The sequence below is a fragment of the Paenibacillus sp. FSL R7-0210 genome (assembly GCF_038009085.1).
Classification (GTDB): Bacteria; Bacillota; Bacilli; order Paenibacillales; family Paenibacillaceae; genus Paenibacillus_AQ; species Paenibacillus_AQ silagei.
Genome location: NZ_JBBPAR010000001.1, coordinates 2058488 through 2083267, shown reverse-complemented (window position 1 = coordinate 2083267; position 24780 = coordinate 2058488). Strand labels below are relative to the sequence as shown.

Sequence of the window (24780 nt, the reverse complement as noted above, 5' to 3'; positions counted from 1 at the left end):
TGCTCCTCATCTATTCTTCCTGGACTATCCTTTGAAATCCTCGGTCCGCAGCGTCATCAGCTCCTGCTTGCCCGGACTTGTACTCTCATACTGGTTCAAGAGCCGCACAGCCTGTGCGCGTACCGCCTTCTCAATACTGTTGCGTACATACCTTGCATTGCTGAAAGCATGCAGACTCTCTGTCTTCTCCATAAGCAAATGCTGCTTGAGTCTGAGTATGGCCTGCGGCATCAAAATATAATCACGGTCCTTGGCCATCAGCTCGGCAATCTGCAGCAGCTGGTCGATGGTATAATCGGGAAATTCAACCTGGATCGGAAACCGCGAGGGCAGACCCGGATTGCTCATCAGAAAATAGTCAATCTCGCCGGAATACCCGGCCAGAATCAGGACAAACTGGCTGCGGTGGTCCTCCATCGATTTCACTAAAGTGTCGATGGCCTCCTTGCCGAAATCCTTGTCTCCGCCGCGGGCCAGACTGTAAGCTTCGTCGATGAAGAGGATACCGCCGAGCGCTTTTTTCACCAGATCCCGCGTCTTCTGGGCAGTATGTCCGATATATTCGCCTACCAGATCTGCGCGCTCTACTTCAATCAGATGCCCTTTGCTGAGCACACCCATCCGCTGGAACAGCTTCGCCACAATCCGTGCAACCGTAGTTTTGCCAGTCCCCGGATTGCCCTTGAATACCATATGGTAGGCCTGGCCTCCGGTGGCAAGTCCGGCTTCACTGCGCATCTGGGCCACCTGCAGCAGGGCATAGATCTCGAAGACCAGCTCTTTGATGTTATCCAGACCTACAAGTGCATCCAGCTCCCGGCTCAGCTCCTGGAACAGTCCGCTATGGCTGCCGGGCTTGGGAGCTGCCGTGCCGCCTGCGTGATCAGCCGGCAAGCCGGACACCGGGGCCGGAGCCTGATTATTCAGCACAATGTTAATCTGCCTGGACGGTCTGCGTTCTTCCCGTCCGCTGCTTGCCGCCGCTACATGTCCGTTCACCTAGTTCACCTCATTATACAGGTCTGACTTGCTCTAACCAGTCTATTCCAGTATAAAAGGCGTTATTAGCAGTTTTGGAAATTAGCAGATTTACAGCGACAGCTCCTGCAATTTCCATTTGGTGTAGGCCAGAATCTCACGGGACTTATACTTAAGCATCGACATCACTTTAGACTCCGTGACGCCAAGCTCCGGGTTCTTATACCCCAGCTTACGCGCAGTCTCCAAGGCGCGGCGGCCATGAAAATCATGGGTAATCACGACAGCTGAAGACAATCCCTCCTGCTGCATGACTGTCTTGCTGAACAGCAGGTTCTCGTAAGTGCTGGTAGACTGGTCCTCCAGATAGATCACCTTGTCAGGTACTCCATGGGCAACCAGATACCTCTGCATGCCTTCGGCTTCCGTGTACTTATACTCCGGCTGATCCAGCCCTCCAGAGACAACAAAATGGCTGAATGCACCAGACTTATACAGCTCAAGCGCATAATCCAGCCGTTCCTTCAGCCCGGGGCTCGGTTCATCGCCCCACATCGACATCCCCAGAATAACTCCGGCGTCCGCCTTCACCATGGGCGAGGTGGTTGCTGCACTGTTAATTCTGTTAAAGACTACTCCGCACCAGATGAATCCGGCCACAATCAGTACCAGCAGCGAGACCATCAGCACCCTCTTCGTGCGGTGGTGGCGCTTGCGCGACACTTTGCGGATCGGGGATGAACCCCGTTGATAGACATACCAATCCATGATCTACTTCCTCCTAAATTCTCCGTGATGAAACAATTCGGCACGATGCTTCAGTGAAAGGGAGAAATACGGAAAGGCATGAGCGTCTATCGCACGCAGAATTGCATTGGCTGTTGACCAGGCTAACTGATAATCACTGTCCGTGATATCTTCCCGCTCCAGCGCTTCCTCCAGCTCATCCTCATCCAGCAGAAATACTTCACCATTCCACAGCACTACAACATCCAGATACAGATCGTCGAACCAGGGAACCCCTTGATCGGTCACGCCCTGGACCTTGCAGGTGTCAATGTACCACTGCACAATATTTTGCCGTTCATCAAACATGGCCGTCACAATATAGTGGCTGTCCTTGGGAAAATACTGCAGCCATGAATATCCCTTGTCCGCAATGCGGTATGTATGCCTGCCGTAACTCTTCCATAGCGGCTCCTTCAGCCCGTATATAGTGTAGAGTGTGATATAACCGCTGAACTCCCGGGTCTCCACATAGCGGCAGGCAAAATGGCGGCGGGTAATCCTGCGCCAGTTGGCCCGGTCTCCGAATTTACGTTTCATATGAATAACCCTCTTCTGATAATGGTGCATTCAGCTTAACACATTTTGCAGAGACACTCAAAACAAGAAAACCCCGACATCCGGCAATTCTGCATAGCGCAGAGCTCCCGGAGCTGTCAGGGTAATCGTTAATGCTATGAATTTGACTTCAAGTCAGTCTAATGCACATTTCCGGGTCCTTCAACAAAACCGCTGCCCGGATCACTTGCCGGATCGGTTCCGGCATTCGGGTCAGGGATGATTCCAGGATCGACAGTACCGGTCGTCGCCTCCGGTGTCGGTAGTGGCTCTGCCGTGGCAGCCGCAGGCGGCGGTGTCATCTCAGGCGGGGTTGTGGCTGCTCCGCTGCCGTTATCCCCTCCTTGACCATTGCCGTTATTACCTGGACCGTGATTGCCTGGACCATTATTACCTGATCCGTTATTCCCAGGTCCATTGTCTGGCGGATTGCCGCCGTTCTCTCCATTTCCGGAATCGCCGCCGTTATCGGGGTTATCCGTAGGCAGATTCGGGTCAGGCGTCATCTCTGGCTCAGGGGTCTGAAGCTCATCCTGAACGGACACCGTTATAGTCTCAGAAGGCTCGCTCTCCTGATCTAGTTCCTGATAATATGCAGTAACATAATATTCGTAAGACAGTCCCGGCATCGCACTGATGTCCCCGATATTCGAGGCCATAGTGTTCATGAGTGGGGTGAAGTCTGCTTCAGACGTCTCGCGGCGGTAAATACGGTATTCTACACCGCTGGCCGCAGCAGGATTCCAGCTCATATTGACCGTCATCGTGGATGGATCATACGCAGCCTGGAAGCCCGTTACCGCCGATACCGCTTCAGGCGTCGGCGTAGCCTCTACCTCTGGAGCAGCGCCCTTCGGCACCGGGAACTGCTTGGCAGGCACACCTTCGAGCGCCTTCTCCATGACCTTGCCCCAGAAGGCCGCGGCCAGCGGACTGCTGTTCTTCAGCAGATGGGTCTTGCTCGGCTTGTCGTAGCCCATCCATACCGCTGCCGTCCATTCCGGCGTATAGCCGACGAACCAGACATCACGGTTCGAGCTGATGCCCTTATATCCGCTTTGTGTTGTACCGGTCTTACCGGCTACCGGACGGTTAATTTTTGCTTTTTTACCTGTACCGTCCTGTACAACACGCTGCATCATCTCTGTCATCTGATAGGCCGTCTGTTCACTCATTACACGGTCTGGCTTGGTGTTTGCCTTGTAGACAGTCTTATCGTCTTTGTCATCAATCGACTTGATGGAGTATGCCTCCCGCAGTTCTCCACCATTGGCGAACGCACTGTAGGCCTGGGCCATCTCCATCGTGTTCGTTCCCTCACTCATCCCGCCGAGGGCGAGCGACAGGTTCTTGTCTTCATCCTTCAGGTTGATCCCCAGCTTCTTGGCGAACTGGAAGCCGGTATTTACACCGATCTCATTCAGCAGCCAGACCGCCGGAATATTCTCCGACTTCGTCAGCGCATCGCCCATGCTGATCGACTTCGAGTACCCGTGCAGATTGTTCGGACAATACTTGCCGAAGCACTGCTTCTCATTGCTCAGCATGGAATCATTCGTGAATTTGCCGGATTCCAGTGCCGGTGCATAGGATACCAGGGGCTTGAAGGCAGAACCCGGTGAGCGGCGGCTGCCGTCGATCCGGCTGTAGCCTTTTTTCTCATAATTACGTCCGCCCATCAAGGCTACAACGCTGCCATTCTCCTGATTCACAATGGTCATTGAGCCCTGAACCAGCTCATCGTCCACACTTTTCTCGAAGTTATCACTGTCGGCAAAAGCATCCTCGATCGTCTCCTGGGCATGCTTATCCATGGTTGTATAAATCTTATACCCGCCGATATTGAGATCATCCTCGGTCAGCCCGAATTTGTCCTCAGCCTCACCAATCGCATAATCAATGAATGCCTGGTAACGCTGCTTCTTCTCAGGCGGCTTGTAGTTGTAATCCACGGCCTTCGCTTCGTCCATCTGCTCCTTGGTAATCAGCTTCTGCTCATACATGAGTTGAAGCACTACGCCCCGGCGTTCCTTCGACAGATCGGGGTTACGCAGCGGATTATAGCGGGATGGCCCTTTGGGCATTGCAGCCAGGGTCGCTATTTGCCACAATTTAAGTTCATTCAGATTACTTTGGCCAAAATAACGGATCGATGCTGCCTTAATCCCGTAAGTGGTTCCGCCGAACGGAATCCGGTTCAAATACATCGTGATAATACTCTCTTTGGATTCTTGCTTCTCCAGTGCAACGGCAATCGACACCTCGGTCGCCTTACGGAAGAAGGTCTTGTCGCGGTTCAGAAAGATGTTCTTCGCCAGTTGCTGGGTAATTGTACTCCCGCCTTCTACCATACTGCGGGCCGCAATATCCTTAACGGCCGCTCGTCCGATGGACCAGAGATCCACCCCGTTATGCTCGAAGAACCGTTTATCCTCGGTGGCTACGAATGCTTTAACCAGCATCTGGGGAAGATCCTCATATTCCACCGGATCGCTTTTCTCCAATGACAGCTCTCCGATCAGGTTCCGGTTCCGGTCAAAAATCTGTGTCGGCGGATTGATCGTCAGCTTGTCCCTGTTCTCATCCAGCAGCTTCTGCCCGTTCAGCATGATGAACAAATAACCGCCCAGCGCACAAAAAATAGCTAGCGCAACTGAAAAAAACAAACTCCACAGCACACGCTTTTTGGTTAAGAATCTTTTCTTTTTTTTCTTCGGCTTCCCTTGGGAGCTTGGCGGCTGACTTCCTCTGTTTCTGTTGCCGCCGCTCCGGGTTAACTGGTCTCTGGACATGCTGCCTCCTGACTCCCTTAACGGAAAAAACGTAAATGATGTTCACGAATGAAAAGAACAACCTTCTCAGGTTGCTCTCTCGCACTCTCTATTCAAACGATTTATAAACAAAAAGGTTTCGCTTCAAGACGGTAAAATCTTAATTCTCGCTGTTATTGTCCTGCATCAGTGATACGCTTCGCTGCGGCGTAAATGTGGAGATCGCATGCTTGTACACCATCTGCTGGCGCCCGTCACTGTCGATGACAATGGTGAAGTTGTCGAACGCTTTGATAATTCCCCGGATTTGAAAGCCGTTGGTCAAATATACTGTAGCAGGGATATTCTCTTTGCGCAGCTGGTTCAAGAACGTATCTTGAATATTAATGGACTTGTTCATATGACGTACCCCCAATGGTTCAATTAGATTGTTCAGAAGTATATTCAAGACCTGTGAGAAACTTTCCTGCTATTATACCATTTAATTTTGCAAAATTCTCAGAAAAGTTTTGGCTCTCCAGAACGTCAATCCACTGAATCTCCTTCATGTGGCGAAACCATGACAACTGCCGCTTGGCAAACCGGCGGGTATCACGCTTCAGCAGCACCACGGCTTCCGCAAGCGTCATCTCCCCCTCCAGGTAGGCGGCAATTTCCTTGTAGCCCAGACCCTGCATAGACACAAGACTCCTGCCGTAGCCTTGATCCAGCAGCCGCTGCACCTCAGGCACGAGGCCCTCCGCCAGCATCTGATCGATTCGCTCTTCAATACGTTTATATAGTATTTTCCGGTCCATTGTCAAACCGATCAGGCATAATTCGTAGGGAGACTCCTTGTTCTGGCCGGCCAGCGAGTCGGATAACGGGACGTTCGTCTGGTGAAAAATCTCCAGCGCGCGGATGATCCGCCTGCGGTCATTGGGATGCAGCCGCTCCGCACTGGCCGGGTCTATCGCTGCCAGACGGGCATGCAGGGCATCAGCCCCATGCTCTTCGGCGTAAGCCTCCTGCTGCTCACGGAAAGCCTCATCAGCTACCGCTTCAGAGAAGCGGAAGCCGTAGCATAACGATTCAATATATAGTCCCGTTCCGCCCACAATAAAAGGCAGCTTGCCCCGCGCGCTGATCTCCTCAATCAGCCGTGCCCCCTGCTCCTGGAACTCAGCCGTGGAGTACGCGTCCTGCGGATCATGAATATCAATCAGATGATGGGGGATGCCCTTCATCTCCTCAGGCGTGATCTTGGCCGTCCCGATATCCATCCCGCGGTAGACCTGCATCGAATCCCCGGAGATGATCTCGGCTCCGTGGGCCTCGGCCAGCTCCAGACTTAGTTTGGTCTTGCCGACCGCAGTCGGACCCAGCAGGACAAGCACCTTGCGTTTGGTCTTAGTTGTCAATGGTAATCACCCCGTACGATGTTTTGGCATTGGCCCGCAGCAGTTCCTTGAAGCCGAGGCGGGTGAATTCTCCGCTCAGCGCCTTCTCCTTCAGCAGCACGGTCTTGCGGGCAACCCTGGTGGCCTCAGCCACACTGTCAGTCGACAGCGCAGCAGGATTGGCGAATTGCCGCAGCGGCGAGATCGCCGCCGAATCCGTCAGCGGCACCCGGAACATCGGATCGAAGTAGACGATGTCGATGCTTTTGTCCGGCTGGGCCCGCAAATATTCCAGATGATCCCCGTGCTGCACATCAATACGGCGCAGCGCTTCGTTCACCTTCACCTGGCCAGACACATAACCGCTCATCCCTTCCAGCAGGAGGGCATACAGCGGCAGCGAGCTCTCCAGCGCCGTCACCTTGGAGGTCTCCCCTCCAGTGACAGCGAACAGCAGCGAATCTGCTCCAAGTCCGGCCGTGCAGTCCAGCACGCTGTCTCCGGGGAGCATGCCTGCGGCAGCGATCATAGGGTCCGGCTCGCCTCTTAAGATTCTTTTGGCGCGGACAAAGCCCATGCTGGGATGGAATTCCATCGGTGGCATTCCCGGCGCAATCAGCCGGACGACCTCCTGCAGAACCACCAGAATCTGTTCGTCCCCGTAATGCTCTGCCAGCTTGCCCATCGAGAATTTCGCTCTCGGAGCATAGGCGCAGCCTGTGCGGTCCGCAAGCTCCCGGGCCCGGGCCACCACTTGCGGTATCGGGTCAAAGCCCGTCGTTATAATCATGTTGCCTCCGTTCTGCACTCTATAAATGTACAATATAGCCACTACATAACGCGCTTAAACAGCTTCTCCAGATCATAGGCCGAGAACGACACAACGATCGGACGTCCATGCGGGCAGGTATAAGGCTGGCGGCAGGCCGCGAGCCGGGTGAGGAGCGATTCCACTTCCAGCTCTGTAAGCTTCTGGTTGGCTTTGATCGAAGCCTTGCAGGAGCAGAGAATGGAGGATTTCTCGCGCAGCTTGGCGAGGTCAATCGACCGTTCGCTTAAGACCCACTCTGCCATCTCTTCAATTACCGCCTTTTCGTCCCCTTCCGGGAACCAGTACGGCAAGGAACGGACCAGGAAGGTCTGCCCGCCAAAATGCTCAAGCACAACCCCCGCCTGCTCGAACCAGTGCAGCCGTTCGCTAAGCTGCCTGCTCTCCGAAGGCGTGAACTCCAGCGTAATCGGCAGCAAAAGCTCCTGTGAGGCATCTTCAGGCTTGCCAAATTTCTCATAATAAAATTCATAATTCACCCGCTCATGCGCAGCGTGCTGGTCAATCAGGTACAGTCCGCTGTCATTCTGGGCGATAATATAGGTTCCATGATGCTGGCCGATATAATTCAGCTCGGGAAACTGCGGAAGACCGGAGCCGGTCTGCTCCGCAGGAGCGTACAGCTCCCCGGCTGCCTGCTGCTGCCCCCGGCCAGCCATAGCTGCCTGGGGGCGGTAGCTGTCGCGGGGGCCGGAGGACGGCTGGCGGTATGAACCCTGGATGGCGTTCCCGCCGCTGTATGCAGCGGCCGTCTCTCTGGCCTGCTGCTCCTGTGCATTGCTGCCGCTATAAGGCTGGGCATTCCCGGATGCTTGGGAAGCAGCATAAGGGCTTCCAGCGGCTGGAGTGGCAGCGTCCGTTAATGGACCAGCGCTGCCAGAGAATGGAGCGCCGCTCCGTCCGCTGGAAGGCAGCTGGTTGCCCGCTGCGGCGCCAGCACCGCCAGGCATTCCCTGGCCGGAGCTGCGCGGATCTGCTAACTTATCCGCACCGCCCGCTTCCGTACCTTGCTGAATACCGTCCGGAGCTGCGCCTTTGGAAAAGGCGAATTGCTCCTGAATGAATGAGCTGCTGTTCTTGCCGCCGATGATCTCCTTCGTGGGGCGCGGAATCAGGCTCTGGCCCATCAGCAGCGAGCGGAGCTGCTGCTCTATGAACCCGTACAGCTCGGGTTCCTTGCTGAAGCGCACTTCAAGCTTGGCCGGGTGCACGTTGACATCCACCAGTGACGGGTGCATCTCCAGCTTCAGGACCAGCAGCGGATAACGGTTAATCGGCAGCAGCGTATGGTAAGCGCGCATGATGGCCGCGTTCAGTCCGTTGCTGCGGATGTAACGTCCCCCGACCAGTGTCGTAACCGCATTGCGGTTAGAGCGTGTCCATTCGGGACGGCTGATATAGCCGGAGATCCGGAAGTCCGGGTCTTCCGCCGACACCGGGAGCATGGCCTTAGCCGCTGAGGTGCCGTATACAGCAGCAATCACCTGCAGCAGGTCTCCGTTGCCCAGCGTATGCAGCAATTGATTGCTGTTATGCTGGAGGGTGAAGGAGATATCCGGGTGGGCCAGCGCCATCCGGTACATGGCATCCGAGATATGGCCCAGCTCGGTCTGGATGCTCTTCATATACTTCAGGCGGGCAGGCGTATTATAGAACAGCTCCCGCACGGTAAGGTCACTGCCTTTGCCGGAAGCTGCATCTTCATTACGGATCAGCCTGCCGCCCTCAATGTCCAGCACCCGCCCCTTCCCGTCGTCTCCGCTTGCGGTCAGCAGGGTCAGCTTCGATACCGCTGCGATACTCGCCAGCGCTTCTCCCCGGAAGCCGAGGCTGGTGATCAGGAAGAGATCACGGCCGCTGGCAATTTTGCTGGTCGCATGGCGGTAAAAAGCGGTCTCACAGTCCTCCGGCTCGATCCCCGAGCCGTTATCCTTCACCCGGATGCTCTGCAGTCCACCCTCTTCCACAGAGACTTCAATGCGGGTGCTGCCCGCATCGATCGCGTTCTCGACCAGCTCCTTCACTACAGAAGCAGGACGCTCGACTACCTCCCCGGCAGCAATCTGGTTGGCAATATGCTCATCCAGCACATGAATTTTAGCCATATTCGTTCACCCCGCATTTATTTATTATATAGATCATATTGAACATTAACGGACTGTAAAAAACGGACTGTAAAAGCCTTATTCGGACAAGTAGAAATGGCATTGCAAAATCACCCTAACGGATGAATAAGATTACCTTCGCGCGAGCACAATGTATGCTGTTTTTCACATACATTTAGGCCACATTCCTGCTTGCGAGCACAATGTATGTTGTTTTTCACATACTTTCGGGCCGTGTGCCTGCTTGCGAGCACAATGTATGTTGTTTTTCACATACTTTCGGGCCGTGTGCCTGCTTGCGAGCACAATGTATGCTGTTTTTCACATATATTTGCTACTTATTCCGCTGTAACAGCCAATCGTATTCGGTTTTAAGCACACCTTCAACGGCAGCAGTTCCGCTGAACTACAGTTCTCTTGCCTTCAGCTTCAGCTCATTCAAGAGGCCCATCGCCTGCAGCGGGGTCATGTTCATCAGATCCGCGCCTTGCACGGCGTTGATTAACTCTTTGAGCAGCGGATTGTCTTTGACAGCAGGCATCACTGCTGCTCCCTTGCGGTTCTTGCGCGGCTCTTCCTCGCCAAAAATAGACAGCTGCACCACTTCATTGTCCTCTTCCTCTACGGGAGAAGCAAGGGATACGGCAGCCTCCCGCTGTCCGGCAGCCATAGAAGCTGCTGCTTCGGAATACGGGTCCGGATGTGCTGGAGCTTGCGCGGTGCGTTCAGCCGAATAGGACTGGCTGCCTGGGGCAGCTCCTTCTCCGGCATCCGGCGTCTGCGCAGCGGTAGCCTGATGCTCCTGTATAACCGTTCCGCTCCCGCTCCGGTCACTGTAACCCGTGCCGTAATTCAGCGCTGCGGCGCCCGGCGGAGAAGCCTGTTCAATGCTCTGGAGCAGCCCGTAAGCCCGGTCAATAATTCCTTCAGGCAATCCAGCCAGCCTTGCACAATAGATCCCGTAGCTGCTGTCCGCAGCTCCCGGCACAAGCTTGCGGAGGAAGTTCACCTTGTCGCCGCTCTCCTGGACCGCCATCGAATAATTCCGCAGCCCCTCAAGGCTCTGCTCCAGATGGGCCAGCTCATGGAAATGTGTGGAGACCAGTGCCTTGCAGGCAATGGTATCATGCACATATTCGATCACCGCCTGGGCAATCGCCATCCCCTCACTGGTCGAGGTCCCCCGGCCCAGCTCGTCGATGATGATCAGGCTGCGGGCGGTCGCTTTCTCGGTCATGACCTGAATGTCAGCCATCTCGACCATGAACGTACTCTGGCCGCCGATCAGGTCATCCGCTGCACCGATCCGCGTGAAGATGCGGTCGATCAGTGCTACCTCGGCGCTGGCCGCCGGCACGAAGCAGCCGATCTGGGCCATGATGCAGATGAGCGCCACCTGGCGCATATACGTGCTTTTGCCGGCCATGTTCGGCCCTGTAATCAGCAGGATATTGCCATCGTCCTTGCTGAGTGTGCTGCCGTTGGCAATAAACGCCGAATCCTTCAGCACCGCCTCTACGACCGGATGGCGTCCGCCTTCAACCCGCAGATCGTAGCTGTCAGACAGCTTCGGCTTCACGAACCGGTGCTCCGCGCTGACGGCTGCGAGGCACTGATACACATCAATCTCCGCCACCTTCTCGGCCAGCGCCTGCAGGCGCGGAACCTGGCTGCTGATCCGCTCGCGCAGCTCGGTGAACAGACTATATTCCAGATCTGTCATCTTATCCTGGGCTTCCAGGATCAGGGCTTCCTTCTCCTTCAGCTCAGGAGTGACATAACGCTCGGCATTGGCCAGTGTCTGCTTGCGCTCATAACGGCCTTCCGGCAGCGAGGACAGATTGGAGCGGGTAATTTCTATATAGTAACCGAAAATTTTGTTATAGCCGATCTTGAGGGATTTGATCCCTGTCACCTGGCGTTCCTTCGCCTCAAGCTCGGCAATCCAGCGCTTGCCGCTGCTGCTGGCTTCCCGCAGCTCGTCCAGACGCTCATGGTAGCCCGCGCGGATGATTCCGCCGTCACGCACGGACACCGGTGCATCCTCCACAATCGCCCGCTCGATATCTTCACGAAGCTCCGCGCATTCATCCATAGACGCACCGATCTCCCTTAAGGTAGAAGAGCCGGAGGTCAGGCACATCTCCTTCAGCGCAGGAATCTGGGCCAGGGACAATCTGAGTGCGTTCATATCGCGCCCGTTCGCGCTGCCGAAGGCAATACGCCCGACCAGCCGCTCCAGATCGTAGATCTCCTTCAGCGCCCCGCGCAGATCCTCGCGGACGATGAACTGGTTATACAGATAGTCGACCGCTTCCAGGCGGCGCTCAATCGGCGCGCGCTGCAAGAGCGGCTTATCGATCCGGCGGCGCAGCAGGCGTCCGCCCATGGAGGTCTCGGTGCGGTCCAGGAGCCAGAGCAGCGAGCCTTTTTTGGAGCGTTCCCTAACGGTCTCGGTAAGCTCCAGATTCCGTCGGGTGAACGGATCGAGAATCATATAATTCCCCGGCTCGTAAGGTGAGATCTGGGTAAGCTGTCCCAGTGAACGCCGCTGGGTCTCGCTGAAATAGGAGATCAGCAGCGCCAGCACACGGCCGCGCTCCTTCTCCAGCCGGACCCAGGCCGCTTCGCCGAACTGGCGGCGGGCCAGCGCTTCCTCCTGCTTGTCCCACGGCGTATAGACCACAGGCTTGGCCAGCAGGGAAGCTTCACTGCGCAGCTCCTCCAGCAGGGCCGAATCGCCGATAATCTCCGCAGGCTCATAGATGCCAATCTCATCGCGCAGCCACTCGGTACTTGCGAGTACCGATGTGACATACAGCTCACCTGTCGTCAAATCGCAGGCGGCCAGCGCCATCATCCCGTCTTCCTCTGTTACGCAGACGAGGTAGTTGTTGCTTTTGTCCGAAATAATCTTGCCGTCCATCACCGTACCCGGTGTTACGACCCGGACGATATCACGGCGGACCATCCCTTTAGTCACCGCAGGATCATCCAGCTGCTCGCAGATCGCGACCTTGTAGCCCTTCTCGATCAGCCGCTGTATGTACCCCTCGGCGGCATGATACGGCACTCCGCACATTGGAATTTTCTCGCCCACCCCGCCGTCGCGGCCTGTTAATGTAATCTCAAGCTCTTTGGATGCCAAGAGGGCATCCTCGAAGAACATTTCATAGAAATCGCCCAGACGAAAGAAAAGGAAAGCGTCTTTCGCCCCTTCCTTGACTTTGAGATACTGCTGAATCATCGGCGTATAGTTTGCCATCGTCTACCTCCATACCTACTTCATACTGTTCTCTATTATAGCAGAAACTCCGCTCCCCGGGTTACCCCCGGCACGCCCGCAGCGTGTGCTAAAAGTTGGTCGGGGTGTTCTGGGGGATGGGGACGGGTTGGCGCTTGGGGGATTAGGGGGTAGTGAGGAGGAGTGTGAAGTGTGCGTGTGGGAGATGTATGGGTCTGGGGTGGGAGGAATGTGGTGATGTTGGGGCAGGTGTAAGGGCGGGTTGAGGCGGGATGCTGGGGCGGACGAAGATGTGGGTGAGGATGTGAGGGCGGACGTGAGTAGCTTGTTAGGTGTAGATGAGAGTGTAATGTGTATGTTTACGAATGCTGGTCAAAAAATCAGTATGGGATGTGGGTGAGCCTGTAAGTGCAGCTGAGAATATTTGGTCAGAGTGCGGGCCATATGTGGCGGGAATACAGGTGAGAATGCTTGGTCCAGATGCGTATACGCGAGTGCGAGTGTGGAGTGGCAAATGCGGATGCAGGTGTGAGTGCGAAATTGCGGATGCAGGTGTGAGTGCGAAATTGCGGATGCAGGTGTGAGTGCGAAATATGGTGACGGAGGCTCAGGCAGGCATAGTCAAGCATGGTGAAGAGTGTTCCCGGCAGGTTTTTTTATTCTATTGTAGTTTGTGCATTAGATGGCCCTGTGATTGGCTGAAAAATAGGATCTATTGCACTTCGTACATTAGAAATCCTTAAAAGGAGAGTTTTCGGACCAAATCCCAGAAATCTAATGTACGAACTACATCAGAATGGATCTCAGCGCTGGCAAACGGCGATTCTGCTGTAGTAAATGCAATCACTCAGATAATCAGCTTTGTTAATCACTTCGTTAATTACTTCAACAGACCCATATAGTTGCGATAGCGTGATTAGAATAGTAAGTTGTATTGGGCGTTAAGCTTAATTGTAATTCATACAACTAAATCGTCCGATATTCCACCGATTATCCGTTTAGTTGTAGTTTGTACATTTAAAAATCCATCTGAACCCGGGTTCTCGCAATTCGGGCAAATTTAGTTGTACAGACTACACTTAGAAGGGAAAAAGCCTCTTTAGAAGTGTGTATAGTTGTACAGAGTACACCTATCGCTATGCACCTGTCCCTGAATGTTCGCTCCAAACGAAGTTTCATGGATGGGCGCACGTTTGAAGGGGATGATTGGTTGACTAACTTAAGTATTTAAGAGAAATCCAGAGAAATTAAGAGTAATTTAGAGGAATTGAGAGGAATTGAGAGGAGTACTTAAGTACGATTGTTTGTTTAAAATATAGCCGCCATCGCTACAGCTTTCCCGCAACCAGCGGTGCGGGAAAGCTGTAACTGGCGGCTATCGGGATTTGACGGGCGGCGGGCTCTATTGATATGCATCCGCCCGCCCGGAGGGCAGCGCCCCGGAGTCCGGCGGGGCGCTCCGTACCCAGGAGCCGCGGATATCCCGCGACTCATCCCAGCTCTGCTGCTCCGCTATGGCGCGCAGCAGCGGATCAATCCACCGGGCGGCGGCTGCGTAGCCGCCCAGTGCGCGCAGCTGCGCCTCCAGGGGAGGCCAGGCTGTGCGCAGAGGAGATTTGCCGCCGCTGTAGAAGGCGGCATGCAGGTCTTCCCGGTCGAGCGGGCGCAGCGGCAGGTCTTCATAATGGCTCACGATCAGGTGAGCCAGACAGACCGCGCCTTTGGCGATGACCGGGGAGACCAGGAAGCTCGGCAGGGTCCGGTACTCGAAGCCGCCATGCGGCTGAGGGCGGAAATCGCCGAGTACGCCATAGCGGGGACGCCGGGCCGCAGCCCGGATGTCCTCCAGCAGGAACAGGGGCAGCGCCAGATAGTTATCTAGCGCGCGCAGGAGCGGCGCACACAGCGTGACGCCGCTGAAGTGCAGGTGGCCGCCGAGGGCCCAGCCCCGCAGCGGCATACCTCCCGCCCGCCAGCGCAGCGAGCGGTCGGCAATGAGCCGGTCCGCCTCGCGTGCGGCGGACATCAGCTGCGCCAGCAGCGCGCGCGGTTCCCCGCGCGGCGCGGGGCGCAGCTCCGCCACCGGGAACACGCCGCGCGTTCCCGGGGGTCCGGCGTCGCAGCCCGCGACGCCGTCCATAGGCAGGTACCGCGACGCCGGCACGACGCGGCCAGAGGATTTCCGGAGCAGCAGGAACTCCGGGTCCATGCCCATGAGCAGCCCCGGCCGGCCCGGCTGCTCACTGTCAAGCATCCGCGCAAGCGCTGCGGATGCTGACCGGTACGGCTGATGCAGCGCTCCTGCGGGATCAGGCATCACCGGAGTGATGCCTGTCACCATGTACCGCCGCCCGCCCATGGCCCGCAGCTCCACCTCGCCGCTGTCCAGTCCCAGACTATACAACGCCCGCACCGCAGTGGTCCGCAGAACCCCTGCAGCCCCCCGCAACTCCCTTCCTCCACCACCTAAACTTCCAAACTCATCCCCACCATTCCGATACTCACCCTGCCTTCCAACTCCTACACTACCACTCCCATACTCCTCTCGCTCCTCAACTCCTGGCCCTCCACGCTCATACTCTTCTTGCTCCCCAGCTCCTACCACTCCACTCCCATACTCACCCTGCTCCCTAGCTCCTCCCCGACCTCTCCCATACTCCTCTTGCCCTCCAACTCTTCCACCACCATGTCCATACTCCTCTTGCCCCCCAACTCCTCCCCCACTATTCCCATACTCTTCTTGCCCCCCAGCTACTCCCCCACCATTCCCATACTCCTCTTGCCTTCCAACTCCTACCCTCCCACTCCCATTCTCCTCTTGCACTCCAACTCCAACCCCACTACTCCCATACTCCTCTTGCCCTCCAACTCCTACTCCCTCACTCCCATTCCCGCCTTGCCCTCCAACTCCTACTCCCTCACTCCCATTCCCGCCTTGCCCTCCAACTCCTACCCCACCACTCTCATACTCCTCTTGCCCCCCAACTCTTCCCCCACCACTCCCATCCCCAGCCAACCATCCAGCCCCAAGCCCCCCGCCCATAGCCGCCCCCGCTCCAAGCGGCTGGCAGTCCAGCACGGACAGATTGAAAATAAGCACGCGGTAATGCTGTCTGTAGCTTGCGGGGTCTTGTCCATCCGAGTGGTTTTGGGTGTCTCTTGTATCTTGCCGCCGCGACCCTCTGCCGATAGAAATGGAGTCAGCCTCAATCCCGCAGCGCCGGAGCCTGCGTTCGATCTGCTCCGGCGCAAGCTGCCGGAATACATTCAGCCCTTCATTCATGTCTAATGCCTCCGCCCATACGAAAATTCCTCAGGGCCGTATCCCCTCGCGCACCGTCCTGTACCGGACAATACCCTTTGAGCGATAAGCCGCTGAGGAAACCTGACCCCCAAATTATCAAATGGAAATAGCACAAGCATCCTTACAAAGACCCTGTCGCACTATACTTGAACATTCGAACGCTGCCCTGTTTAATATTCCTGATTAATGACGCTTCTCCAGCTCCAGCATCCCCCTCCGCTTCATTTCGCCTTGAAGGGTACTCAACAGCATGAAGCCTACATCCTTACCATTCAAAAAATATTTTTATATTTTAAAAAAAAGAGGGCATTCGCCCTCTACGCCGCTGCCCTCTCATCATATAATGGATCATAACCCACACAGTACTTCAGGCAGCGGCGCACACCTTCCTACAACTCATCATCCAGGGCGTCAGGGTCCAAATCATCGTAATCATAATTCTCGCCTTCAAAATCATAATCCTTGTCTTCCAGATCATCGGCCTGATCACTGACAAACACGCGGAGCTTGGTCTCAGCCACCAGTTCCGCATCGAACTCGCGTTCCACCCGCAGTGTCACACTGCCTCCGCCCGGCGATACCCCGGCTTCCACACAATTGGGTTCCTGCGTTGCCTCCGCAGAGACCTGTGCCGTGGAAGCACGGTGTCTCGGGTCGAGGTACGACAATGGAATAAGCTCCACATAGGAGACCGTTTCCTTGGCAACCTCGGTCTGCTTGTTTTTGTCGTACGAATACCAGATGTTCACATCATAGGTACCGATTACTTCGATTCCGTTCCCGGCGGCAACCGCTTCGTACTGGTGGTTAATGATCCAAGCCCCCAGAATACTAGTCGGATGATGTGGCGGAGTCACGGTATGGGTTGCTGTAGAGAACTTACGACCTTTGCCGCAAATTGCCTTCGTAATGATCTCCCTTGTTTGACGTTTATGGCTTAATGACATCTTTGAACCTCCTCCATACAATCATTCACTATCAAGTGTATGCACGTTCTGGGCATTTGTTGATTGTTAGAGTAGAAATAAATTTGGGTAAGCCCTCAGATGCCGTAACTGAAGCCCTTTGCTTCATTTTATTGCCGGATTTAGTCCATTATGAGTCTCCTGAAGCGAAAAAAAACAAAAGTAGCGGCTCCCCCAAACCGGGAAAACCGCTACTTTTTGTTGTGCCAGCATTTTAAGCCGGGAAGGGCAGAGGCCCCCTGCTAGGAAAGTACACGTACGATGCCAAGCTGCCGGTGGCGGCTGAGATCGATGAAGTCCTCACCGATGTTCACCAGCGGACGCAGCGGGTCGTGGGCCAGAATCATAATGATTTTGCCGATCTGCCCGTCCGTCAGGAGCACCTCATTGCCGATCATCGACTGCATTAGCTTATTAATGAACACACTGCAGATATACGGGTCCAGCTTGCCGTAGACGTTCTCGTCCATCTGCTTAAGCACCTCATACAGCGGTGCGGCTGTTCGATAGAACCGGTCTGAAGTCATCGCGTGGAAAATATCCGCCACCGCCACGATTTTGCTGAAATCCGTAATCCGGTGGCCCAGCACGCCGAAGGGGTAGCCGCTTCCGTCCATACGTTCATGGTGCTGCAGCGCCACAAGCGCCTGCATATGATTGGTGCCCACCGTATCGCGGATCATCTCATAGCCATAGGTGGTGTGCTTTTTCATCAGGGCATATTCATCCTCACTCAGCGGACCCGGCTTAGTAAGGATCTCGGCCGGGATCATAATTTTGCCGATATCATGAAGCGTCGCAGCAATCGTCAGCATGCTCAGCTCGTCCGGCTTCAGCTTCAGCCATTTGCCAAGCAGCGTAGAGATGATGCCCACCGCCACATTATGCCTGTATGTATAGTCATCCTTAGTCTGCAGCGCAGACAATATTCCAAAGAAATCATTCTTCTCGCTCACCTGCTGGATGAACGGGATCACTTCATTCCTGAGCTCAATCATCGGCAGACGCTTCGTCTTCGTATAGCGCAGCTGCTCAAAAATACTCTCCATCGCCGCCGTACAATCATCCACAGCCAGCTGATAGAATGCAGCGCTGTCGACCTGGACCACATCCTGCGGCTCCAGAACGATCTTGTGCTGCGTAATCAGGCGGATATGCTCTCCGGTGAGCAGGGTCAATGCCGGCAAGACAAATACACCGCTATGATTAAAAAGGTTCGCTACCAGCTGTTTGCCGATATATTGATCATTGCTGTTATTCATATTCCTCACCTGCCAGACCAAGATTCTTGGGTTTTGGACATAACTTAAGAGACAAGCTCACTTTGGGTGCTTATGTTTCTTATCGTTATTTTACACCGGAATGTGAATACCTGACACCTAAATTACATGGATTTGCTTACGCTTTGCCCTTCGCAGGCTGCTTATCCTTCGCCGGACGCAGCTCCACCGGGCTCTTATAGCGCTTGGCAATCTTAAGATACAGCGCAAGCTCGCGGCATAATTGCAGAATCGCTGAGCGGATCTCGAATTCCTCACGCGAATCCGGCAGCTCCATCTCCTGGAACTCCTGCTGCAGCTCCTCAAGCAGCCGCTCGGTCCGGCCGGTATATTCCTCAGCCAGCACATCACCGCTAAGCTGGTCGAACAGCTCGGCCACCATATCTCCATGCGGCAGCTGCCGGTACACCTGCGAGAGCAGCTGCATCATATTCTGGATGGACTCCAGCTGCTCCTTGCGCATATAGAAGTACACATTCCAGGCTTCATCCGGGTGGATCACATGATTCTCCATTTCCCTGGATGCCGCGCTCAGCCCCTTCTCCACAGCTTCCCCTGCCCCGATCAGCTCTTTCCCGTCCCAGATATAACCGGGATCACGGAGCGTTCTGGCCATTTGCCGGAAGATGACCGAGAAGTAGCCGTCCACCTCTTTGCGGATGCCCGCAATGATCCCGCCGGTCTGCGGCATATAGATGAAGTTCACAAGTCCGGCCGAGCCGAGGCCGATAATCAGCAGCTCCACCTGCTGCAGCAGGATATGAACCGTGATATCAGCTTGTCCAAACACGCGGAACACAATTACCGAGCTGGTGACGATCCCTTCCTTGAATCCGGCTTTGACAATCAGCGGGAAGCCGAACAATACATACAGTCCTAGTACCCAATAATGAAAGCCCAGGGCCCAGAACAGGATACAGCCCAAAAAGAGTCCCACCAATGAGGCGAAAAAGCGCGCCGAAATCGTGCGTAGACTCCTTTTACGGGTCGTTTCCACCCCGAGAATGGCCAGCAGTCCCGCGCTTTGCGCATTAGGGATACCAGCGGCGGCTGCCAGCAGAATAGACAGCAAAGTTGCAGCCGCCGTTTTAATAATACGAAATCCCATGTGAATATCTCTCCTACACCGTTAAGCTTCATCATTTAAATAAAGATATAGTCATGGTACAAGATTTTGCCAAGAGACACAATATGACATGGTTCTTACCGTCTCGACAGCAGCAGCTTCTCCACATACACCACCAGCTGGTACATAGCCGTAGCCACAGCCGCAATAATGAGCAGACTCGACATGACCAGGGTGAAGTTGAACACCTGAAAGCCGTAGATGATCAGATACCCCAGCCCCGATTTCGCAACCAGAAATTCACCGACAATAACCCCGACCCAGGACATGCCGACATTCACCTTAAGGGTGGAGACCACCGCCGGGAATGAAGCCGGAAGAATGACTTTGCAGAACTCCTGGCTTTTGGAGGCACCGAAGGAGCGGACCACCTTGACCAGATTCGGGTCCACGCTGCAAAAACTGTTGTACACTACCAGAGTCGTGATAATCACGGTAATCGATAAGGTGGTAATGACAATGGCGGTGAAGCCTGCCCCGAACATGACAATGAAGATCGGGCCCAGCGCCACCTTCGGCATACTGTTGAATACGACCATATAAGGGTCCAGCACGGCGGACAGAAAAGGTGACCACCAGATGACGACAGCCAGCATCGTCCCGATTAGGGTACCCAGAATGAAGCCCACTGCGGTCTCGCCCACGGTCATTCCCAAATGCGGCCACAGACTCCCGCTGACCATGTCGTCCCAGATCTGCCCGAACACCTTCGTCGGATAGCTGAACAACAGCTCATCGATCCAGCCCATTCTGGCCCCGGCTTCCCAGAGCACGAAGAACACCAGCAGCAGGCTGCTCCGGACCATAAGCACCTGACTCTTGCGGCGCAGCTTCTTCTTCCTGTAATCCGCATGCTTCTGTTCCAGCCACTGCGCACGGGAGGCCGTCTCACGGGGCTGCGCTTCTGTATTCACATTTCTTCCCTCCCTGCCAGCTCCATTTCCTTCCATACCTCGTGAAAAAGCTCCGCGAAGCCCGGCAGGTCCCGCGCATACAGCGGCGGGGTGCGGCGAATCGCTTCCGGAATCTCAAAAATCCTGCGGATTCTGCCCGGATTCGGCTGGAGCAGAATGACCCGGCTGCTGACCGCAATCGCTTCAGACAGGTCATGCGTAACCAGAATCGCCGTGGTTCCCCGGCGCATTAGCGTCTCCGAGACCAGATCCTCCAGCTGCAGCTTAATCTGGTAGTCCAGCGCCGAGAATGGCTCATCAAGCAGCAGCAGGCCGGGGTCGGTAGCCAGTGTCCGCACCAGAGCGACACGCTGGCGCATCCCTCCCGAGAGCTGTGCCGGATAAGCCTGCTCCTTGCCCTCCAGCCCCATATCGGCCAGCAGCTGCAGCGATTTGGCACGCGAGCTTCCGGTGAGCCTTCCGGTCAGCTCCAGCCCGAGCAGCGCGTTATCCTCAATCGTCCTCCAGGGGAAGAGATAGTCCTGCTGGAGCATATAGCCGACCTCCGGCGAAGGTCCCGCGGTCTTACGTCCGCTGAGCAGCACCTCACCGCGTGAAGGCTGCAGCAGCCCGGCGATGATCGACAGAATCGTCGTTTTGCCGCAGCCGCTCGGTCCGACCAGGCTGACGAACTCGCCTTGGCTGACGCTGAGATTCAGATCCTCTATAGCAAGCGAAGCCTCGCGGTCTCCCAGGTAGGCGTGCGTGACTTCCTTCAACTCGACTACTGGAAGCATAGTGGTCGGCCTCCTCACTCCTTAATGGTGCTCTCTGCCCGCTCTGCAAAGCTGTTATTAACAATCTTAGCGGCTGGAATCCGTTCCTTCAGCTCACCGGCATGGTCAATGACATCCAGCAGATTATTCCATTCCTTCTCATCGATCACCGGATTCACCGCATAGGTATCCTGTTCCTTATAACGGCTGATGGCAGAGACCACAATGCCCCGGTCAATCTTGTCAAAATACGGCATTACCGCGTCAGCAATCTCCTCAGGACTATGAGCCTTCACCCACAACTGGGCACGCTGGACCGCATTGGTAAATTTCTGCACCGTGTCCTGATTCTTAGAAATGTAACTCTGCTTGGACATGAATACGGTATACGGCAGATACCCGCTCTCTACCCCGAAGGAAGCGACCACCTGGCCCCGGCCCTCACTCTCGAAGATCGATGCCTGAGGCTCGAACAGCTGCACATAATCTCCAGTCCCGGAAGCAAATGCACCGGCAATATTGGCAAAATCAATGTTCTGGATCAGCGTCAGATCCTTCCCCGCATCAATCCCCTTGTTCAGCAGTGTGAATGCGCCCGCCATCTGCGGCATGCCCCCTTGCCTTTGCCCAAGGAAGGTCGACCCCTTCACTTTGTCCCATGTAAAATGGCTGTCCGGTGTACGCGCAAACAAGAAGGTTCCATCCCGCTGCGTGAGCTGCGCAAAATTAATTACAGGATCATCCGCCCCCTGCTGGTACACGTAAATAGAGGTCTCCGAACCGACCAGCGCCACATCGATTGCCCCTGAGAGCAGGGCCGTCATGGTTTTATCTCCGCCAGGTATCGTCTGCAGCTCCACATCCAGCCCTTCATCCTTGAAAAAGCCCTGCGATAAGGCCACATATTCAGGCGCATAGAACACGGAACGGGTAACTTCGCCGATTTTCACCTTGACATCACCGGTTTTACTGCCGCAGCCTGCAAGAACAGAGCCAAGCACAAGTATCAACAAGAACGGCAATGACAGTCTTTTGAACCCTTTCATCCTCTCCACTCCTTTCCTCCCGGGTCTTTCGCCCTTGCTCTATGCATATGCGGGAGTCTATGGAAAGGTTAAAGTACAATATATGAAGCGCTTACATTATATTCGGTTCGTCAACCCCGCCCACTCTATGAATGATCGCAGCGCCGTATTCACGCTGTACAGGACCAGCGAGCCAGACCCGTCTGAATTGGGCGGTGCTTCCGCCGGGGTTATTTTGCAAGAACAATCTTAATAGAGCAGCCATTCCCCAAAAGCATGACACAGCTCCGCCCGGGTCAGCGGGAACGCAATGATATAACCGTCATCCTGCTCACTGCTGCTGCGCAGAACCCATCCGCCCGAAGAAGCTTCAATGTAAGAAATCTGCTGCAGGGTCCAGCCTTCCCCATTCTTCGCACATAACCGCAGTTCACCGGAAGCTGTCCGGTTCTTAAGCACTTTAGCCAATTCAGCGGAGCTGTCAGGATCACCTGTCTCCGCTTCCAGTGAAGCCGCCAGCACACACAACGTCCATGTTCCGGCCTTCTCATGAATCTCCTCATAACTCCGTCTGGACAGGAATACCGCAGGAGCGGACGGTTTCCGGGACTGCGCACGCTCGAAGCAATTGAACAGGTAATAGCAGGCGCGCTTCATCTCTGCCGGCTCTTTCAGCTCGCATCTGAAATCTTCCTCTTCCGTTAACCCTGTCAGGAGGATCTTATCCTTATGTACTTGCAGGCATACGTCCTGCGCATATTCACGCTCATTAAATTTCATTCTGCAGATCCGCTTGGAGCCGGAGGCTGTGCGCAGGAGCTCTGCCACCACTCTACGCCGGGTCTCACCCGGGAACAGATACTGTGCCAGACAGATACAATCTTGCTTATTCACATTCTTTATCCCTTCCTCTGTAGCATACATGTAAGTATTAATGTAAATGAGTGGCTTTCAAAAAAACTGCAAAACTATAAAACTTGCAATCTTTATGTTATCATAAGCTAATTTTAAGGTAAAATTAAGAAACACAGGGTAAGATCAATACCATGAAATACTTTTAGCGAGGTGGTTTTCAAAATGAGAATGCTCATCACTTTTCAAAACAAGCTTGTCCCTGTATATTTCACAACAGAAAACAAACAGCCGACCCAAAAAGTACTTCGACTGCTCAACAGTACGCTTGAACTCAAAATTCAAAAAGGCAAAAACGCCCTGCAGACCTGTTTGAATTCCCTGATCAGTATCGAAATTAAAGGCTCAGAAGCTATATTGCACAGTTACAGTGAAAATGATTCATTGGCCTTATCCCTCTATTAAACAGAGGGATATTTTTTTGCCGGTATACATATAAAGTTAAACAACTTAAAAAAGCACATGCCCGCAAGTGAGGGATGCGCTTAGTCTATGGGTTACAGGGGCTTAGGAGTCAACATTATACCATCAGTCAGCCAATCCGGAGGTTCCGGTTCTCCTCTTTCTCCGCCTTTTTAATTCGCAATTTGAACAACTTCACCAGGTTACGCCGGGTATGCTCTTCGTGACAGCTGTCCAGCTTCTTCAGGATGAAACGGTCGATGGACATGTCAATCGCTCCTTTAAATGGGGGCTTAGTCCCGTGATCTGGAGAGGGAATCATTTCCTCTTCTCCTTATATCACCTATATAACCGGGCCGCTGATTCCTTAAACTTGTCCCTGGCTGCGCCTCCACCGCTTGCGAAATTAGTCATACTACATATGGGCCTTTGAGTGGCAAATTAAGAATCCGTTATAGAAGATATGGTACCTTTGACGAAGGACAGCAGCTTCTATAGGCAGAATAAAAATTTTATCCGACTGATATTTACAAACTAAAAATTAAATGCTATATTATCGATAGTTAATATTAAATAGATATCTAAGGAGAAATCATAATGTCGAATGTACTGTTTATCAAAGCTAATAACCGCCCTGCCGAGCAATCCGTAAGTGTTCAGCTCTACAACGAATTCCTGTCCAGCTACAAGGAGACTCATCCGCAGGACCAGATTACTGAACTCGACCTGTTCGCTGAACAGCTTCCTTACTACGATAACACACTCATCACTGGCGTATACAAAGCCGCTCAAGGCTTCGAAGCCACTCCTGAAGAAGCAGCAGGCGCTGCACTTGTTAAGAAATATCTGGACCAGTTCTTGGCCGCTGACAAAGTAGTCTTTGCCTTCCCGCTCTGGAACATGACCGTTCCGGCTGTACTGCACACTTATATCGACTACCTGAACCAGGCTGGAACTACCTTCAAGTATACTGCTGAAGGTCCTGTAGGACTGTTGACTGGCAAAAAAGCAGCTGTTCTTAACGCCAGAGGCGGCGTGTACTCCGAAGGCCCGGCAGCAAGTGCTGAAATGGCCGTTAACTTCATCATGGGCAACCTGAACTTCTGGGGCTTCAAGGAAACTACACAGGTAATCATCGAAGGACACAACCAGAACCCGGACAAATCCGCTGACATTATCGCTTCCGGTCTGCAACTGGCTAAGACAGCAGCAGCATCGTTCTAATCTGCTAATACTTTAACCAGCATACGTAAAACGGGCTGTCCCAAACTTGGGACAGCTCTTTATTTCGGAGTTGGATCAACTTGAGCACTAAAAAGCAGCGATTCCCCCATAATGGGAGAATCGCTGCTTTTTTTAACGTTTGAAGCTTTTAGAAAATCGGGAACTTGGCTCCACAGTAGAACATCTAATTGTGGGATAGCTCCCTTGACGTTGAAACGGAGTT

Annotated in this window: 20 protein-coding genes; 2 read left to right on the top strand and 18 right to left on the bottom strand. The window is 54.2% G+C overall.

Translation table 11 applies throughout. From position 1 onward, the window contains the following. Nucleotides 1–24 precede the first annotated feature (24 nt). The 17 genes from MKY64_RS09030 to MKY64_RS08950 form a co-directional block, all read right to left on the bottom strand. Nucleotides 25–999: an AAA family ATPase gene (locus tag MKY64_RS09030; protein ID WP_340952321.1), complete on the bottom strand. Its 975-nt coding sequence runs from the start codon at nucleotides 997–999 to the stop codon at nucleotides 25–27. A 90-nt stretch (nucleotides 1000–1089) separates the two neighbouring features. Next, nucleotides 1090–1746 carry a YdcF family protein gene (locus MKY64_RS09025; RefSeq protein WP_340952317.1) on the bottom strand — a complete coding sequence of 219 codons (657 nt, stop codon included), beginning with the start codon at nucleotides 1744–1746 and terminating at the stop codon, nucleotides 1090–1092. 3 nt (nucleotides 1747–1749) lie between these two features. Next, complete coding sequence (locus MKY64_RS09020; RefSeq protein WP_076079356.1) at nucleotides 1750–2304, bottom strand: DUF402 domain-containing protein; 555 nt, start codon at nucleotides 2302–2304, stop codon at nucleotides 1750–1752. 158 nt (nucleotides 2305–2462) lie between these two features. Continuing rightward, nucleotides 2463–5114 (bottom strand): transglycosylase domain-containing protein, encoded by a 2652-nt coding sequence (locus MKY64_RS09015; RefSeq protein WP_340952315.1) that lies wholly within the window; start codon nucleotides 5112–5114, stop codon nucleotides 2463–2465. Between the two features lie 139 nt (nucleotides 5115–5253). Continuing rightward, entirely contained in the window at nucleotides 5254–5493 is a 240-nt protein-coding gene (gene hfq / locus MKY64_RS09010; protein ID WP_036724623.1) for an RNA chaperone Hfq, read from the bottom strand. A 19-nt stretch (nucleotides 5494–5512) separates the two neighbouring features. Further along, nucleotides 5513–6493 (bottom strand): tRNA (adenosine(37)-N6)-dimethylallyltransferase MiaA, encoded by a 981-nt coding sequence (gene miaA, locus MKY64_RS09005; RefSeq protein WP_340952313.1) that lies wholly within the window; start codon nucleotides 6491–6493, stop codon nucleotides 5513–5515. Then, nucleotides 6483–7262 (bottom strand): class I SAM-dependent methyltransferase, encoded by a 780-nt coding sequence (locus MKY64_RS09000; protein WP_340952312.1) that lies wholly within the window; start codon nucleotides 7260–7262, stop codon nucleotides 6483–6485. Before MKY64_RS09000 ends, miaA begins: the two co-directional genes overlap by 11 nt. Before the next feature lie 41 nt (nucleotides 7263–7303). Then, on the bottom strand, nucleotides 7304–9406 hold the full coding sequence (gene mutL / locus MKY64_RS08995; RefSeq protein WP_340952309.1) for a DNA mismatch repair endonuclease MutL: 2103 nt from the start codon (nucleotides 9404–9406) through the stop codon (nucleotides 7304–7306). A gap of 406 nt (nucleotides 9407–9812) precedes the next feature. After that, nucleotides 9813–12671, bottom strand: coding sequence for a DNA mismatch repair protein MutS (mutS, locus tag MKY64_RS08990; RefSeq protein WP_340952307.1), 2859 nt, complete (start codon nucleotides 12669–12671; stop codon nucleotides 9813–9815). Between the two features lie 1381 nt (nucleotides 12672–14052). Next, nucleotides 14053–15933 carry a putative amidoligase domain-containing protein gene (locus MKY64_RS08985; protein ID WP_340952306.1) on the bottom strand — a complete coding sequence of 627 codons (1881 nt, stop codon included), beginning with the start codon at nucleotides 15931–15933 and terminating at the stop codon, nucleotides 14053–14055. Between the two features lie 410 nt (nucleotides 15934–16343). Next, on the bottom strand, nucleotides 16344–16901 hold the full coding sequence (locus tag MKY64_RS08980; RefSeq protein WP_036724604.1) for an outer spore coat protein CotE: 558 nt from the start codon (nucleotides 16899–16901) through the stop codon (nucleotides 16344–16346). Nucleotides 16902–17161: 260 nt separating this feature from the next. After that, nucleotides 17162–18181 (bottom strand): HD-GYP domain-containing protein, encoded by a 1020-nt coding sequence (locus tag MKY64_RS08975; protein WP_036699042.1) that lies wholly within the window; start codon nucleotides 18179–18181, stop codon nucleotides 17162–17164. Nucleotides 18182–18317: 136 nt separating this feature from the next. Continuing rightward, nucleotides 18318–19307, bottom strand: a complete 990-nt coding sequence (locus MKY64_RS08970; protein ID WP_036724602.1) for an aromatic acid exporter family protein — start codon at nucleotides 19305–19307, stop codon at nucleotides 18318–18320. Nucleotides 19308–19402: 95 nt separating this feature from the next. After that, entirely contained in the window at nucleotides 19403–20155 is a 753-nt protein-coding gene (locus tag MKY64_RS08965; RefSeq protein ID WP_445671720.1) for an ABC transporter permease, read from the bottom strand. Nucleotides 20156–20235: 80 nt separating this feature from the next. Continuing rightward, nucleotides 20236–21015, bottom strand: a complete 780-nt coding sequence (locus MKY64_RS08960) for an ABC transporter ATP-binding protein (protein WP_036724598.1) — start codon at nucleotides 21013–21015, stop codon at nucleotides 20236–20238. 14 nt (nucleotides 21016–21029) lie between these two features. Then, nucleotides 21030–22040, bottom strand: a complete 1011-nt coding sequence (locus tag MKY64_RS08955) for an ABC transporter substrate-binding protein (protein ID WP_340952300.1) — start codon at nucleotides 22038–22040, stop codon at nucleotides 21030–21032. Between the two features lie 228 nt (nucleotides 22041–22268). After that, entirely contained in the window at nucleotides 22269–22913 is a 645-nt protein-coding gene (locus MKY64_RS08950; RefSeq protein WP_036724594.1) for a hypothetical protein, read from the bottom strand. Between the two features lie 183 nt (nucleotides 22914–23096). Here MKY64_RS08950 and MKY64_RS08945 point away from each other — a divergent pair, with 183 nt between their 5' ends. Beyond that, the gene (locus MKY64_RS08945; protein WP_036699054.1) at nucleotides 23097–23336 is read left to right on the top strand and encodes a hypothetical protein; all 240 of its coding nucleotides are present in this window, start codon (nucleotides 23097–23099) and stop codon (nucleotides 23334–23336) included. Nucleotides 23337–23463: 127 nt separating this feature from the next. Here the strand turns inward: MKY64_RS08945 and MKY64_RS08940 are convergent, their stop codons facing one another. Next, on the bottom strand, nucleotides 23464–23601 hold the full coding sequence (locus MKY64_RS08940; RefSeq protein ID WP_179090468.1) for a hypothetical protein: 138 nt from the start codon (nucleotides 23599–23601) through the stop codon (nucleotides 23464–23466). A gap of 329 nt (nucleotides 23602–23930) precedes the next feature. Here MKY64_RS08940 and MKY64_RS08935 point away from each other — a divergent pair, with 329 nt between their 5' ends. Continuing rightward, nucleotides 23931–24557, top strand: coding sequence for an FMN-dependent NADH-azoreductase (locus MKY64_RS08935; protein ID WP_036699056.1), 627 nt, complete (start codon nucleotides 23931–23933; stop codon nucleotides 24555–24557). Nucleotides 24558–24780 lie beyond the last annotated feature (223 nt).